This window comes from Saonia flava (assembly GCF_011927795.1).
GTDB classification, from domain to species: Bacteria; Bacteroidota; Bacteroidia; order Flavobacteriales; family Flavobacteriaceae; genus Saonia; species Saonia flava.
Map to the genome: position 1 here is coordinate 374,208 of NZ_JAATJJ010000001.1, position 16,289 is coordinate 390,496.

The window sequence follows — 16,289 nt, forward strand, 5'->3', positions numbered from 1 at the left end:
CCCTTCTACTTTGCTCAGGGTAAACTCCACGCGGAACATTATAGTGCAAATTGGTATCTATCGTAAAATTGCAACTCTTTTTTTGAATTTTATCGTTTTATTTGGGCAAGCGGTTCTTTATGGTTCCTATTTGCCCCATATGGTTGGCCGAATGTTCCATTACATGGTACCAGATATAGTGGTAGTTTAATCCCTCTTCTAAATTAGATGAAAACCAAACATCATCTTTGGTTTTGAGTCCATTTAAGGATTTTTCACGGACTTCATCCCATAAATCCAAATAATAGCTAATCGGCTTACCCCTATGTTTGCTTTTTACTTCTTCATTAAGTTCGCCTGCCCTACCAAATCTCATTTGCTCATCTTCTGTCCATTCCCTATCCTCCAATGTCGCTATCTGGTAATACGATTCGGTAGACACTAAATGCATGATCAATAATCCTATACTATTAGCATCAGCATCATATAAGAAATCTGTTTGTGATTGATCCAAGTCCTTAACTTGTTGGGTAATTCTGTCTTTTAAGTCTTCTAACATATAGACCATTTGACCAATCTGCGGTGAATACCCCTCAACCGATTTTAGTTCCCCTTGTGCGTTCAACAGTAGTATGGGTAATAAAAGCAGTAAAAGGCTGGTTTTTGTTTTCAAGGATTTCATAGTATTGTGTTCAAATTAATATACTAATATGGAAAGATATTGAAAGTTACTATTTCTGATTATCTATTATTTTGCAGAAGGTAATTAATTAAATAAAAATATCACCAATTATAAGGTTCTTTGACAGGGTTTTAACATTGTATAGATTACCTCTATCCCATTCCATACACATTGCACTCCCTCCTTTCCCTTCGACTTCGCTAAGGACAAGCTAAGCTCGTTTAACAAGTGTTTATTCACTTTGTATGATTTCACTAGGTATTGTATCTGATACTTTTACGTGTGTAGTACCAGCCTCTATTTTTAATCGTTTTAATTCGCTACTAAATGGAATGTTTGGAAGCGTGCCAATTACAAATAAAACAACTACAACTATTGCGGTTTTAAAGCGGTCATAGTTGTTTGTTACCATTTTGCTTTGCCAATTCAAATTCTTTTGTTCTCTTTATTTGCTCTTCGAGATTCCATTCAAAATCAAATCTATTCTTAAGGAATACAGCAATTGAATCCAATCCAATTTCAGTTCTTCTTTTATCTATATTTTCTGGGTCATAAACGGGCCATAAATTAAAACTCTTGGTTTCTGGATAGTATTTCATCTGTCCTCCATAGATTTGTAAATCTCCTCGTTCAGTGGCAATTCTGTCTTCCGCTCTAACCAAAAAACGAGGTTCTAATTTTTTGTCTTTTACAGCCTGACTCATCATGGGGAGGTATTGAATTCGAACTTCATTATCTGAATGTTGAATAACGTTGCATAGGGTCCAATTGCCACGCTCTCCCGACATTTCTTTTGTTGGCCAGCCATATGTATCAAGAATTCCTTTTACTTTTTTTTCATTAATTATGTGATTCTTATCAATAATTAATTGTTGTTCTTTCACTAAATCATGATCAACTCCATAAAGAGCAATTATGGAATCTCTAGATCTGATAGGATGCTGCTCTGCTGCCCAAATGGTGTCAAGAACAGCAATCAGGTTTTGTTGATTTTTCGAAGATGTCGATATTTCTTTTGACTTGGTTCTATTAGAACAACTCATCGTTATTAGTAAACTAAATAATACGGTATATTTCATTGGTTTTAATTATTGATTAGTATCCTTAGGTCTTAACGCCTCAATGATTGTGGCATCTACCCAAAAAATATCTACATTTTCAAAATCGTCTGTACCTACATTTCTACTAAAGAAAAGATATTTACCATCTGGGGTGATACTTGCAGAAGCTTCCCAAGCGTTGGTGTTTATTTTATCTCCCAAATTAATACTATTGCCCCAAGTGCCATTTTTTTGTTTAAAACTGATGTAAATATCAGAATCTCCGAAACCATCTTCCCTTTCAGCATCAAATAATAAATACGATTCATCTGGGGCAATAAATGGATGGCTTAAAAAAGTTCCAGTGTTTATTGCTTTGGGTAAAGCTGTAGGTGCTTCATGCTTGCCATTTATTAAACGCGAGTAGTGAATTGGAAAAGTGGAATCATTCTCTTTATAGGTATCAAAATAATACGTACCATTCGCTGAAGACGAAAGCCTCATAATATACATAGAATCATTACTTACCGTAGGAGGTTCAAGGCTTTGTAATTCTGACCATCCAGATTCCGTTCTTTTTAGATATTTGTCACCTAAATGCATGGTTTGTCCATCTGGGGATATTACAGGTCGTCCTATCCATGGAGATGCTATTTCTGATTTTTCCCATTTCCCATTTGTTTCATTGTATTTGTATTCGTAAAAAGCTGACTTTTTATGTTCTTCTCCTCTTCTTATAAAATAAAACGCCTTCATATCTTTAGAAAATGCACCATCGTATTCATAAATTTCAGTAGAAATTAACCCTGGAGCAAAAGGAATGGGTGTTAAATTTGGTGGGGTTTGTCCTAAGTATGCGTTTTTAAAGGTTGGTGGAATGTTAGCTTTCGTCTTTTCTGTTTTACAAGCATACAGCAAAACAAACCATATAAGTGTCGATATAAAATATGTTTTTTTCATTTTTAAGCTATATTTTGGTTTTGCCTGAACAAGTTAAAACTAGAAATAAACTGGGAAATAAGATGTTATTCAAATTTCAATTAATTATTATTTTTTCTTATTTACTTAGTTTTTTTGAGCAAACGATGGATGTGGTTGACGAATCATTGCTATGCCAATCCATATAAACCAAACGATCTGACTAATTCCAAAAATTTCTTTGAATACCTCGAAAGGTAAAATAGTTAGAATGCCTGCAAGCGCTACAAGTAGGCCTAATAGGTTCAATGGTTTTGAGAAAAACGAATATTTAAAGGTTGCCATACTTAAAAGTAATACCCAAACACCACCAACAATTTCGTTGCCTCCACCAAGTCCTTCCGAAACAATACCAACACTTTTCCAAATTGATATAGCCTTTTGTGGCTCCTCAATACCCATTTCAATTACGGAATTAAGTCCAATATTTGCAATCATTCCACTGGCTATAACTAAGCCAACCCAGATTATTCCAAAAACAGAGGCCAGTATCGAAAGATTGGGCAAATACTCTTTTATTTTTTGGTGTATTGCAACAACTACTACTGCTAGTAAAATTCCAAATAAAACATAACTTATCAAGTTTATTGTTGATAGCATTATGTAGTTATCGGACAAGAAATGTACCCTTTCCATGTCTGTTGCGTCTGCTTTTGGATAATCTAATATTCCACCATAAACTATAAACGCTAGGATGTAGATTAATCCAAGTGAAATTGAGCAAAATCCACCGAGCTTTTGAAATGTTTTTGTGTTCATAATTGTAAAGAGTTTCTTTTTAATAGGTTTGTGAATAAGGGAAAAATCATTTTTTATAATAAAGCTTAAAACCAGCTAAACCCTATTCCAACATTAAAGAGTACTGCATCTCTATGTGCGTCACCTTCTAAAGACGCACGACCCAAAACTAGTTTAGACTGAATATTAAGCGCAAAATTTTTCTTTTTGTAAATTTCGTAACCTGTACTGGCCATAACAGCACAACCAAAGTTCCAATCGTCATTTACATCGTCTTCAATATCATACAGTGCTGGCGAATCTATTGCTAAACCAATTCCGCCATGAATCCACCAACGATCTTTTACCCAATATTGTAGCGATGGGATAAAACCTCCAAAATGCCTGTCATTATCCTGAAATTTGTATATGTTTCCTGGCATAGCCGCAGTAATGGCAAGATTTTCATTTAACATATAGCCCAACTTTAAATCTGGAAAAACGAAGGTTCCTTGGGAGTTGTCGAATGTTTGAAAACCAGCACTATCTTCTAAACTGATAATACCTCCACCTACTACAATTTCGAAGATAAAACCATCTCTTTGGGTTGTTGTTTCAGGATTTGTGTTTTGTGCGTAGGTTATACCAGATGATAATGCAAAGGCAACACAAGCCATTCTTGATACCATTTGTTTTTTGATTGTTGTCATTTTAATTTTTTTCATGATTGTTCGTTTTTTGATTGTTTTGATTGATAATTTCTATGTGTAATTGAATTCATTATTAAGTTTAGCCGAATAATGATATTGCGTTATATGCTGCAAATGTGTATTAGCTTTCGGTAAATATTAAACACGAATTACTGAACTGTTGAATAGTATGGATGAATTGTTTTATATCTTTAAATACAGCTAATTTCTAAAGGGAAGTTATTATTTAACAGACGCAGGTGTAATGCTTTTAGCAACCGGAAAATGAATATAACTATCGGTATACCATTTAATTTTTAAGGGCGTTGTAGCATCTTTAATGGTTTCTTCACTCACATCTTTTCCGGTACCATAATTTATTTGCGAAAACGGATGTTTAATTCCATTTACTAGTACCACAATTCTACTTCCCTTTTTAATTATTTTACTGGTCATTCTAAAATTATGAATGGGAATTGAGGTCTTTTTATTTGGAGTCAATACGTTTCTATTTTCTATATCCTTAGCCATACTTGCTCTTGTTGTAAACGGCAGTGTTAAGCTAAAAAAGGTTCCGTCAGCCGTTTGTTCGTAGAGTAAAACGTTACAATCAAAATCTTTTTTATTGATGGACACGTTTAAAACACCGCGTACTGCTCCACTTAGTTCTACATCCTCATCGAAGGGTGCTGTGGCAAATGAGAATCCTTGACCAACAGTTAGAGTTTCCGAGACAATAGTAGGATTTCCACTTAAATTCCAAGAAAATTGACTGCGATCAGCAAAATCTATCTCTTGTTCTAAATACCCTGTTGCATCAGAACTATCGGATAAACTAAAGTGTTCGTTTACCCCAAGATTTCCTGTATTATAGGTAGATTTAAACGCCACACCAGAACGTTGTTTACTCAAATACACCTTTAGCGTGTCAGTAGCAATTTTATCGAGCGATGCAACATGTTTCCACCTATTTGAACCCATAACTTGATAATTGATTTTATCCTTTAACAAAGCAGGTTTATGAGCTCCTTTAAAAATGTAGTCGAACCAATCAAAAATCAAATTCTTGATATTTACCTGCGCTACAGGGTCTATGGTATACCCCAAAATGTTCTTTTCGGGAAGTTCTTGCGCCCCAAAATGTGAATAAGGCCCGATCAAAAGAAAATGTTCTGCGTTTGTATTGAATTGATAATGGGATTTTAAATAGTGCATAGTTCCAAACTGTCCGCCATCATAATAACCCGTAGTGCTTAAGATGGGAATATTAATTTTGGAAAAATCCGCTTTATACAGTGTCATATTTTTCCAATATTCATCAAATGTTGGATGCTCCAGTTTTTGATTGAATCCTGAATTTGGCGTACCATCCAAACTGTCCAAATGCTTATAAGCCACTCCTTTTTTATACCATTCGAAATACAAATCATTCCAACGTTTTCCGTTATTATAAGAAACAGTATCAAGGGTTTTGTTATTCGTTACATAATGCCACCAAGGATAATGAAAGTTAAAATAAACGCCGTTTTCCATGGGTTCGGCAATACCTGGAGCCGCAGCAACAGACGGAACAATAGTTTTTAACGCTGGATGTACCTTTTCTTTCATAGAAGCCCACTGAACAAAACCTACATAGCTACCACCATACATACCAACTTCATTGTTGCTCCACTCCTGCTCTGTAATCCAATCAATGACATCGTACACATCCTTACCTTCATGAACATAGGGAGTTATTTCATCTGGACTTAAGTTTTTACCTCTTGTATAAGATACAATGCCCACATATCCCTTATCGGCTGCCTCATAAGCTCTATTGATGTCTTTCTTACGCGTATATATGGTATGGAATAATATAGCAGGTTGTGGTTCTTCTATAGCTTTACTTCTAACTATTAGTGCAGATATTTTAGCACCGTCCCTAGTTGAAATTAAAACAGAATCTTGTACCAAATACTCTTTGCCTTCCCTACTAACAGTTCTTGGCTCTTGCTGCACTTCTTTTATAGGATTGCAAGAAACTAATGCTACTAACAGCAGGAAAAATGATGCCTTTAAACTTTGAATTGATTTCATGTAATAAGTGCTTTATTTTGAATACTCAATTAACTCTTCGCTATAGGAAAAACCATCTTGAATTTGAGTCATTTTTATAAAATTCTTAATTTCTGGAGCATACAACCATACTTCATCTGTTTTGGCACTGTACCCTCTAGAATTCGTAATTTCACCCTTATACTCAATGGTATAGGCCATAAAGGTACCTGCGTCTACTGTTTCTTCATTAAAAGATAACACTTCTACATCTTGACTTTGTTTTCCTGTGGTACCATCTTGACTTGTCCAGTTTTTTTCATATTTCCATTTTTTACCTACCTCTAAAGGCCACTTATATTTTGAGGTTGTACTGTCTTCCGGTTTTACGATTTCAGATACCAAAACAGTATCCTTTCCTATGGTCATTCCTAGTGCTCCATTAACATCAACAATTTTTCTGGTGTCAGTTCCATTAGAACGGACTTCTCCTTCATCAGAAACGCCTTTGTATTTCCATACCCATTTCTCTCCTAGTGTATAATTGGACAATACGGGTTGTTTGGTCACTATGGTTTCCGGAATGTTCTGGCAAGATGCAAAAAACGATAACGTTAAAATCAATACCAATTTAATTGCGTTATGTAGCACTGTACTAATTATCATAATAGTAGTTTTAAAGATTTATGATACAAATTAAAGTCAGATACTATTCTCAAAAAACAAAAAGTACAGGAGCGTAAAGAAACTTAATTGAACGTAACTAAATGGTATTATTTACGTTTACAGACTATTCCAATTTTTGAACTTAACTGATTGACGGCTAGAAACATCTATCGTTTCACTTGTAGTTAATTTAATTTGTAGTCTATTATTAAAATGTGGATAAATCTCTTGAATGAAATGTATATTAATAATCTGACTTCTATTGGCTCTAAAAAATACCGTAGGATCTAATTTTTCTTCTAAATGATTTAGTGAACGTTTAATCATTGCTTTTTGATTTCCGAAATACAAACGCGCATAATTTTCTAAAGATTCAATATAACGAATGTCAGACAATGGAATAAAATGACAATTTTCTCCATCTTTAATAAATATCTTACGATGCATAGGCAATACACCTGAAGTTACCTTTGTCTTCTTAACCAATTCTTGTTTTACCTTCTCTATAGTTTTAGCAAAGCGCTCTTCTCTTAAAGGTTTTACCAGATAATCCAACGCATTTAATTCGAATGCTTTTACGGCATACTGATCATAAGCTGTAGTAAAAACTACCTCTGGAACTGCACCAAGTTCTTCCAATAAATCGAAACCAGACTTTTCAGGCATATGAATGTCCAGAAAAATAATATCTGGTTCTTCAGTTTCAATAAGTTTGATAGCTTCATCCACATTGGATGCTTCTCCAACTACAAAAAATTCTTTATGTGGCTTTAAAGCGCGTTTTACCTCTTCTCGAGCCAAACGCTCATCGTCTACAATAATGGTTTTAAATGTCCTCATTGGTTTTCAAAGGTAAAATTATCTTAGCCTCTACTACGTCATCTTCTAATTCAGTTAAATGAAATGATGCCGCTGTTTTATATTGTATTGCCAATCGTTCTTTTAAATTCTTAATTCCTAATCCTTTAGCGTTATTTGAAGTTATTTTTCCTGGGTTTTGTACGCTAATGGTTATCTGGTCTTCACTTTTAACAATGACCAAGCTAACTATGCCTCCTTTTATAGACTTATCTATTCCATGTTTGATGGCATTTTCAACTAATAATTGAATACTTAAAGTAGGGATTTTAACTTGCTCTAAACTTTTGTCCAAAGTGATGTTCAATGATAACCGTTCTTCAAAACGCAGTTTTTCTAATTCTATATAGTCATTTACCAAGGTTAGTTCTTCCTTTATCGAAATTAATTCTTCATCCTTTTCATATAAAGAGGAGCGTAATAAATCTGATAATAAATCAATAGCTCTCCTGGCTATACTTGGATTTTCCTCTATTAAAGACTTAATGGAGTTTAAGGAATTGAATAAAAAATGAGGATTTAATTGAGCCGATAAATTATCTAACTGAATTTGTTTTGTTAGAATTGATAGTTCTGCATTTTTCTTGGCAGTCGCAACCTCTCTTTGATAATAATGGTACAAGTGATACGCAAGAATCCAGATAGACATTAATCGCAAACCTGTAAGTAAAATAGGGTCCCAATAGATAAGTGCTTCCCATAAATCTTTTTCTTCACCTGCAATGACAGTCCAATAGAGGTACCATTTTACATTGTTGATTAAAACATATAATAGTGCTAAAAGAACGATGCTTGGAACTACTCTATACAGTAATCTCTTAAGGGATAGTTCATTCCATTTTTTATTTAATGCAAATTGTCTATAACAATGTGTTAGAAATATACCAATGGAAATATCCAACACATAATTTAGAAAGGTGTAAAACGCACCATAGTGATCTCTTGTATAAACCGTATATGCCCAATAGATAGACACAGCGCCCCACCCTAAGAGTTGACATTTCCAATAAAGAGATACCCTTGTATTACTATTATTTTTTCTATTAGAATCCATTCTTTATTAAAGTAACAGAATACTTTTTTAAAGTGAAAGGTAAAGTACAGGAGCGTAAGATATAAGGTTTAAGTGTTATTATAAAACTATATTTTACTACAATATGTATTCCTTATTTTATCGACTTGGATGATTGCCCGAAAATAATTTAAAAAAGTAGCTGCAGAAACCATTCATTTACCATGCTGTCTTTATTCATATAAATGAGGGTAATCCATATAGAATCATAAATTCCATGAATTAGAACTAATAGCAATAAGTTGCTCCTATTCTTAAAATATAATGCAGCGAAAAATAAGCTGCCAATACCTACACCGATTATTCCCGATAAGCCCTGGTATCCATGAGAAATTCCAAAATAGATAGCAATCAAAACTCCTGATAGAATCCATGCTTTATTTGAGTCTCCAAAAAGTTTAGCAAGACGTTGCATATAATAACCATGAAATAGTAATTCTTCACCAAAGGCTGCAAAAATCCACATCATAACCATCATGCCTACATAACTACCAAAATCACCTCGAATATCATTTAAAGAGCTTAAATCTTGGTTTCCGAGGTAATATTGAAGAACTGCATCGATTATCCCCGTTACGAAAAAGAACAAAATTGATATCCAAACGCTATTTATTATTGTCTTTAGATTTATTTTTTGCCCAATACCGGCAAATGACCAATCCCATTTTTTTTGCCATATCATAAACAGAATAATCCCTAATCCGAAAAAGTACCCCAAGTTTCTATCTTCTAGAGATAAAAGAGTTGCAATTAGTATTACTATGACAACAGCATAGGGTTTGGTTAAATAATTATATAGTTTAGTTTTCATCTTATTGTATTTTTTTATAATGTTTAATTACAATCCTACAGGTATCACTTTTTCAAACAAATCAGTCACTAAATACTGAAGGTGCTCTGGTGTTACCTCTCTAAAGTATCCTAACAAATCTTGACTTGTTGCATATCTGTCCGTGGTCATTTTTAGTTTGCCATTTGTTGTATTCCAATCTTCAAGAAAACTTCTTATTGCCTTATTTACGTTCTCCTCTCCTATTGCTTTTTGAAATTCATACATGTTGATAGCTCCTTTTGCATAGTAGATATAATCTTGATTTTCAACCATGGACAGTGATGGTTCGTTTATAGCTTCTCTATCCTTTCCTTTTTTATAAACTTCTTTTTGATGTTCTAAAAAATGAAGCAACTTCTCTTCAGCATACTGTTGTTTTAAGACCATCATTGCTGCATATTGTGATAAGGTTTCTAAAATCATTAGATGTCCCTTAATATTAGCTGCTTCTACCTGCATTCCAAACCATTGGTGCGCAATTTCGTGCGCTGTTATGTAAAATACCATATCAACATCTTTTTCATCATCTATATCTAAAACAAAACCGATGGACTCCGAAAACGGAATGGTTCCCGGAAATGATTGTGCAAATTGGGCATACCGAGGAAACTCCATAATACGTAACTGCTCGTATTGATATGGACTAAAATTTTTGCCGTAATAATCCAATGAAGCCTTCATAGACGTCATCATTCGGTCTATGTTATAATCGTGTTTTTTGTGATAATAAATTTCAAGGTCAACAGGCTGTGGAATAAAATCTTTTGTCATCCATTTATCCTTTTTAATTTCGTATTCCGCAGAGACGATGGAATAAAAATTTATCATTGGTCTTTCCATTTTATAATGAAAATAGTTGCGATTATTTTCTGTCCATTTTCTCAATAAATTCCCTGGAACTAAAGCTGTTTGGTCTTTTGATGTGCCAATAATCATTTCAAAATTTATACCGTCAGAATCACTACCCGACCTAGCGTTTTTAAGCTCGTTTACATCATTTCTATTTGCTTTATTTGGTCTTTTGGGTAAAATATACGCTTTACGTTCATCTTCATCATTGAGTTCATATTTTCTATTGTACCCAATTGTTGGCAAATCGGTATTATTAAAAAATGTCCCGTTATTATTGATGTTTACATTTGAATTTCCAGATTCGAACCCTTTTGTCCTAAAGCTTTGTTTAAAATGCATTTTTATAGTATCTCCAGGTTTTAAAGCCGTATTGAGATTAAAAATGGCATAATCAAACTTTTCATATTGATTATCGACTGTAAATCCAACTTCAAAGGAGACCCTATTTAAAGTGATATTCTCTTCCAAAAGTTTTTGAATGTGAATGGATTTAATTACTTCCGTAGTGTTGTTTTTCAATAGATAATAACCTTCTATGGTATAATCTCGTGTTGCAGGATACAGTTCTAGTTGTAAGTTTACATCTACTATTTTGGGTTGTGGTATATATTCAAATTGCTTCAACTCTTTTTCATATGCAACTCTAAATTCGGTAACTTGAGAATCAGTCCAATAGGTATTTAAAACATTGGTATTGTACAAGATATAACTTCCGATAGCTATAAATAATACACAAACAACACTCGCCAATTTAAAAAGTGGCTTGCTCAACCTGTATTTACTTCCTTTAAGACGCTTTACCAAATTTGTTTCAGTACCTCTTACGTTTACTAAAGAACCAATAATTAGTAATAAGATTCCGAAGAGAAACCAATACGATTTAATAAGGAGATATGGTTTTAAAAAATGCCCGTAACCATTCATATCTGAATACGCTCCTAAAGCGCTGCCACCAAAGAAATATAAATCATGGTCAAACCCAAATAGACCTAATGCTATATTGGCGATAAAGAATATAATGACCATCATGATTCCTACAAACTTATGATTCACAACAGATTGAATAAAAAATGCAATACAAGTGTACAATGCTAAAAACGGTAAAATCTCTAGAAAGAATCCAAAGAAATAAATCTGGAATTCAAAGTCATAATAGCCGCTAACAGTTTGAAATATGATTCCGGAACATATTAACGCTAGCATTAATACCACATAAATTAAGTTTAAGCCAATGTACTTACCAAGCAACTTCATAAAGCTGGACATTGGTGTAGCATCATAAATTAAATCTAGTTTTGCCCCTCGTTCTTTCCATACCAATTCTCCTGAATAAAACACCAATAGGATAAGAAAGAAGTACATAGAAGTTTCTTTGAGTTCTTCTACAATAAAATAGGTTGCCGGATAACTATCTACGCCATATACAGTCCCTAGATTTACAGAATTAATAAGGATGATAATCATACCGCAAATGACAATGCACCAGAATGATGCTTGTTTAAAAATAGTTGTAAAATAAAACCTCGTAAACTGTTTTAATTGCGTCCATTTAGATCCTAAACCATAGTGTTTTTTGGAATCGGGAATCACTATAGTATCATTTGTTGTGGTTTTTTTAAAAGCTACCGTTTGCTTTCTTTTAGAACGCTTTTCTTTAACCACATTAAAATTGAATTTTTTATAGCCATATATCAATGCAACTATTCCAAGGGAAAACCAAAACAGTTTGTTATATAGCAATGCACCAAAATATGGAAGGTCTTCTGTACTCTTTTCTAATGCAGACCACGATTTTGTAACAAAGGTGGTGGTGGTTAGTGAAAATGGGTCTAGAATGGCTTGCCAAAACTCATTATTAATGGCTTTGGTGAGCATAAATACTACGAATAAAAAAATACCTTGCGTATACACAACCATTAGGTTTCTAGTTAAAGCTCCTGTAACAAAAAATAGAGCTGCTCCAAAAAATAAGGTTGGTAAGGTTATAAATAGAAACATCTTTATATAAACCAACGCATTAAATGCTAATAGCTCATCTGGATTATTCCAAGGCATAAATTCGCCGAGTATCATACCGAATAAAATGCCAGTAAATGCGAATAATAATACCGTAAACGACCCTAAAAACCGGCCCAATAAATAGTCTTTTTTGTGAATTGGGGAAGAGAATAATAATGACTCTATATTATATTGAAAATCTCTTAGCACAGAAACTCCCATAATCATAGAGGCCAAAATCATAAAGATACCCGTAATAGCACCCATAGTTTTTGCGATTACTATTGGGGAGTTCTTTTTCATTAGTCCCATTTCTGAACCTTGAAAAATAAAGTCTACGCCAACAATAGAAAATAAGAAGAGAAAAAGGAAGAACACATAGGTGTCTGGCCGCTTAATACGATATTGAATTTCGAACTTGAAAATTTGATACCACATCATTAGTTAGATTTAAAATTCGTATCATTAAATATTTCTGAGAAATACACATCTTCTAACTCTGCATCAATAAGAGAAAATCCGTCTCCTGGATTGGTATCACTTAAGACGTGAATGGTTGGTTTTCCAAGAAATAATTTTTCACTGATGACTTGATAGTTTTGCTTGTAAAGGGGTAATTCTGTCTTTTCGATTGTTTTTTTATAGACTTTATCTTTTAGGTTTTCAAGGATTTGTAACGGATTACCCTTTAAACATACTTGGCCTTGATTGATGATTGCCATATTGGTACAGAGCTCCTTAACATCATCAACAATATGTGTAGATAGAATAACTACCGTATGTTCACCTAATTCGCTTAATACATTATAAAATCTATTGCGTTCTACAGGGTCTAAACCTGCTGTTGGTTCGTCTACAATAAGAAGTTTAGGATTATTTAGTAGAGCTTGAGCAATACCAAAACGCTGCTTCATTCCACCAGAATACCCCTTAAGGTTTTGTTTTCTAACATCGTATAAGTTGGTTTTATGCAATAATGCTTGTACTAAGTCCTTACGTTCCCCTTTGTTTGTGATTCCTTTTAGTACAGCAAAATGATTGAGTAATACTTCTGCAGATATCTTTGGGTATAAGCCAAACTGTTGTGGTAAATATCCCAATACTTGTCGCAATTCATTTTTTTGTTTTAATACATTGATTTCACCAAGCGTTACATTTCCAGTATCTGCTTCTTGTAATGTTGCAATGGTTCGCATTAATGTAGATTTGCCAGCGCCATTAGGCCCAAGTAAGCCAAACATACCAGTAGGAATGTCTAATGAGATGTTTTGCAATGCTTTAACACCATTTGAATAGGTTTTAGATAGGTTGTCAATTAGGAGTTCCATGCTTGTTCGTTTTTTGATTGATTGAAACAAACATAAAGGTCATTTTAGCCTTTGAGAAGTGTTAGTGATACAAACACTTATATGAGTGACAAACTAATGCTGTTGTGTTATTAATGTATTTTAAAACACCTTCATGATAGTTCATCACTAATTAAATACTGTTTATCAACTTGTTTGTAAGCGGTACATTAATTAACTAATATTGACTTATGAAATTGAAAATATCAGAGTGGAACAAGAAAACTATAAGGCGTGTTTATAGCGTATTGCTTGTTCTTATCGGATTCATCATTGTCATTTTTAATGACACTTTTGGGAGATTAGAAGGATTCGTAGAGTTTATTGCCTTCTATTTTATACTTGTTTTTATTGCAATTGCATTTTGGTTATTTAAACAAATTAGACTTATTATTCGATTAAAGAATGAGAAGTCTAAAACAGAATTAATGCATTTAAAAAGTCAGGTAAATCCCCACTTCTTTTTTAATACGCTAAACAATCTTTATGGCTTGGTAGGTAAAGATGCTAAGAAAGCCCAAGAACTCATTCTGAAACTCTCTGAAATGATGCGTTATAGTATATATGAAGGAGACAAAGAAACTGTGCTAATTTCTGAAGAAGTAACTTATTTAGAAAACTATATTGAACTTCATAAAATGCGTTATCATAAAGTTATTGATATACAATTCAATATTGAAATGACGGATATTGATTATGAGATAATGCCACTTCTGTTTATCATACTTTTGGAAAATGCATTTAAACATGGTGTAGAAAACTTAAGAGAGAATGCTTATGTTCATATAAATTTAGTAACCCAAAATAATGAAGTTAATTTTGAAATAGAAAATAATTTTGATGCTACTGAAGATAAGCATGAGGAAGGTATTGGCTTACATAACTTAAAACGTAGATTAGAGTTAGTATATCCTAAAAAGCATACTTTATCACTTACTAAAACGAATGCTATTTATAACGCTAAATTGAATATACACCTATGATTACCTATTTAATTATAGACGACGAGCATATAGCACATGATATTATTAAAGGGTATTGTGAAATGCTACCAAATTTAGAATTTAAAGCCAATTGCTATGATGCCATAGAAGCTATTGACTATTTGAACACACATGATGTAGACCTGATTTTTTTAGATTTAAATATGCCGAAATTAAAAGGGTTTGAATTTTTAAAAACACTATCGTCTCCTCCTAAAGTTATTGTAACTACAGCATATAGTGAGTTCGCAATAGAAGGATATGAATTAAACGTTGTTGATTATTTATTAAAACCATTTAGTTTCGAACGCTTTTTAAGTGCAATAAATAAAGTAACATCTTCTCACAATAGTTCAATAAAAAAGGAAAGTAACGTAAATCTAAAACCTAAAGAAAGGTATGTTTTTTTAAAGCAAAACAATAGTCATATTCAAGTAGGTTTAGATTCCATATTGTTTGTTGAAGCTTCTGGAAATTACACAAAAGTTGTTACGATTAAAGATACCATAACCATCCGCGAAAAAGTGTCTGATACGATACAATTACTTTCCGATAATGATTTTATTCAAGTGCATAAATCATTTGCAGTTTCTAAAAAGCATATACATCGAATTGAAGGGAATAGAATTTATATTCAAGATCACATTGTGCCAATTGGCAAAATGTATAAAAGCAATATCAATCAGCTTTTTAAATAAGGTTAAATTGAATAAGACCAATATATTTCGCAAACATAATGCTTCCCTCCTACCCTTCGGCAAGTTCAGGGACCACCGTCGGCCCGCATAATAAGTGTAACTCTGGTCATTTTATTTTTATTAAGCTGAAACCGCATCCCCTAAGTCGATGTCATTACTTCCAAGTCACAATATCTTCAAAATCTCTTCTTGTCTTCGCAAATTCTGGATCTGCTTTTCTATAACCGAAAGCCACCATAAAAGATAAGCCGTATTTGTTCGTGTCAATTCCAAATTTTTCTCTTAACAAAGCTTCTGCCTTTTCTTGATGAAATCCTTCAATAGGACAGGAATCAATGCCTACTAATGCTGCAGAGGTCATCATATTACCTAAAGCGATATAGGTTTGTTTAGAAGACCAATCGAACAACTTTTTATCAGTATCTAAATCAAAATCACGCTCTTGAAACTCTCTGTAAAATTTTGAATACATTTCAATAACATCTTCTGGTAATTGCTTTACCTCTTTCATCATGTGCATTATGTAATCAGCATCATGCTTTACCATAGGTGCCTTCATACTTAATCCTAAAACAAAATGACTAGCTGTATCTAATTTTAAAGGTGCTCCCCAAGCTACAGGTTTTAATAATTCTCTTAATTCTTTGTCTTGTACCACTACAAAATGCCAAGGTTCGAACCCAAAAGAACTTGGAGAAAGGTTTGCTGTTTTAAGAATATAATTGATATTCTCTTTTGACACTTTTTTAGTGGCATCAAATTCTTTTGTAGCATGTCTGTATTGAAACGCATTTAAAATATCTTGTTTTGAAATGTTAGGTGTGTTCATTGTTCTACTAGATTTTATTATACTATACTATTTATA

16 protein-coding genes are annotated in these 16,289 nt (G+C 33.2%); 2 read left to right on the plus strand and 14 right to left on the minus strand.

Annotated elements, in window-relative coordinates:
- Positions 1 to 97: 97 nt before the first annotated feature.
- The 13 genes from GGR42_RS01780 to GGR42_RS01840 form a co-directional block, all read right to left on the minus strand.
- Positions 98 to 661, minus strand: coding sequence for a mycothiol transferase (locus tag GGR42_RS01780; protein ID WP_167960255.1), 564 nt, complete (start codon positions 659 to 661; stop codon positions 98 to 100).
- Between the two features lie 232 nt (positions 662 to 893).
- The gene (locus GGR42_RS01785) at positions 894 to 1,073 is read right to left on the minus strand and encodes a hypothetical protein (RefSeq protein ID WP_167960257.1); all 180 of its coding nucleotides are present in this window, start codon (positions 1,071 to 1,073) and stop codon (positions 894 to 896) included.
- Positions 1,054 to 1,740, minus strand: coding sequence for a DUF6624 domain-containing protein (locus tag GGR42_RS01790; RefSeq protein WP_167960259.1), 687 nt, complete (start codon positions 1,738 to 1,740; stop codon positions 1,054 to 1,056). Before GGR42_RS01790 ends, GGR42_RS01785 begins: the two co-directional genes overlap by 20 nt.
- 9 nt (positions 1,741 to 1,749) lie before the next feature.
- Positions 1,750 to 2,661, minus strand: a complete 912-nt coding sequence (locus GGR42_RS01795; RefSeq protein WP_167960261.1) for a TolB-like translocation protein — start codon at positions 2,659 to 2,661, stop codon at positions 1,750 to 1,752.
- Positions 2,662 to 2,766: 105 nt separating this feature from the next.
- On the minus strand, positions 2,767 to 3,438 hold the full coding sequence (locus tag GGR42_RS01800) for a DUF4386 family protein (RefSeq protein ID WP_167960263.1): 672 nt from the start codon (positions 3,436 to 3,438) through the stop codon (positions 2,767 to 2,769).
- 65 nt (positions 3,439 to 3,503) lie between these two features.
- On the minus strand, positions 3,504 to 4,121 hold the full coding sequence (locus GGR42_RS01805; RefSeq protein WP_245201371.1) for a hypothetical protein: 618 nt from the start codon (positions 4,119 to 4,121) through the stop codon (positions 3,504 to 3,506).
- A gap of 207 nt (positions 4,122 to 4,328) precedes the next feature.
- The gene (locus tag GGR42_RS01810) at positions 4,329 to 6,161 is read right to left on the minus strand and encodes a CocE/NonD family hydrolase (protein ID WP_167960265.1); all 1,833 of its coding nucleotides are present in this window, start codon (positions 6,159 to 6,161) and stop codon (positions 4,329 to 4,331) included.
- A gap of 12 nt (positions 6,162 to 6,173) precedes the next feature.
- Positions 6,174 to 6,785 carry a hypothetical protein gene (locus GGR42_RS01815; protein WP_209023912.1) on the minus strand — a complete coding sequence of 204 codons (612 nt, stop codon included), beginning with the start codon at positions 6,783 to 6,785 and terminating at the stop codon, positions 6,174 to 6,176.
- A gap of 117 nt (positions 6,786 to 6,902) precedes the next feature.
- Positions 6,903 to 7,625, minus strand: a complete 723-nt coding sequence (locus GGR42_RS01820) for a LytR/AlgR family response regulator transcription factor (protein ID WP_167960267.1) — start codon at positions 7,623 to 7,625, stop codon at positions 6,903 to 6,905.
- A complete protein-coding gene (locus GGR42_RS01825; RefSeq protein ID WP_167960269.1) occupies positions 7,612 to 8,697 on the minus strand; it encodes a sensor histidine kinase in 1,086 nt (361 codons plus the stop codon). The genes GGR42_RS01820 and GGR42_RS01825 overlap by 14 nt, the downstream gene beginning before the upstream one ends.
- Positions 8,698 to 8,845: 148 nt before the next feature.
- On the minus strand, positions 8,846 to 9,526 hold the full coding sequence (locus GGR42_RS01830) for a CPBP family intramembrane glutamic endopeptidase (protein WP_167960271.1): 681 nt from the start codon (positions 9,524 to 9,526) through the stop codon (positions 8,846 to 8,848).
- 27 nt (positions 9,527 to 9,553) lie between these two features.
- Complete coding sequence (locus tag GGR42_RS01835) at positions 9,554 to 12,700, minus strand: ABC transporter permease/M1 family aminopeptidase (RefSeq protein WP_245201372.1); 3,147 nt, start codon at positions 12,698 to 12,700, stop codon at positions 9,554 to 9,556.
- Between the two features lie 137 nt (positions 12,701 to 12,837).
- The gene (locus GGR42_RS01840) at positions 12,838 to 13,725 is read right to left on the minus strand and encodes an ABC transporter ATP-binding protein (RefSeq protein WP_167960273.1); all 888 of its coding nucleotides are present in this window, start codon (positions 13,723 to 13,725) and stop codon (positions 12,838 to 12,840) included.
- Between the two features lie 209 nt (positions 13,726 to 13,934).
- Between GGR42_RS01840 and GGR42_RS01845 the strand changes: the two genes are divergently transcribed.
- Together GGR42_RS01845 and GGR42_RS01850 are read left to right on the plus strand one after the other, a co-directional pair.
- Complete coding sequence (locus GGR42_RS01845; RefSeq protein ID WP_167960275.1) at positions 13,935 to 14,726, plus strand: sensor histidine kinase; 792 nt, start codon at positions 13,935 to 13,937, stop codon at positions 14,724 to 14,726.
- The gene (locus GGR42_RS01850) at positions 14,723 to 15,424 is read left to right on the plus strand and encodes a LytR/AlgR family response regulator transcription factor (RefSeq protein WP_167960277.1); all 702 of its coding nucleotides are present in this window, start codon (positions 14,723 to 14,725) and stop codon (positions 15,422 to 15,424) included. Before GGR42_RS01845 ends, GGR42_RS01850 begins: the two co-directional genes overlap by 4 nt.
- A gap of 154 nt (positions 15,425 to 15,578) precedes the next feature.
- Here GGR42_RS01850 and GGR42_RS01855 read toward each other — a convergent pair whose 3' ends face one another.
- Complete coding sequence (locus tag GGR42_RS01855; RefSeq protein WP_167960279.1) at positions 15,579 to 16,253, minus strand: NAD(P)H-dependent oxidoreductase; 675 nt, start codon at positions 16,251 to 16,253, stop codon at positions 15,579 to 15,581.
- Between the last annotated feature and the right edge of the window lie 36 nt (positions 16,254 to 16,289).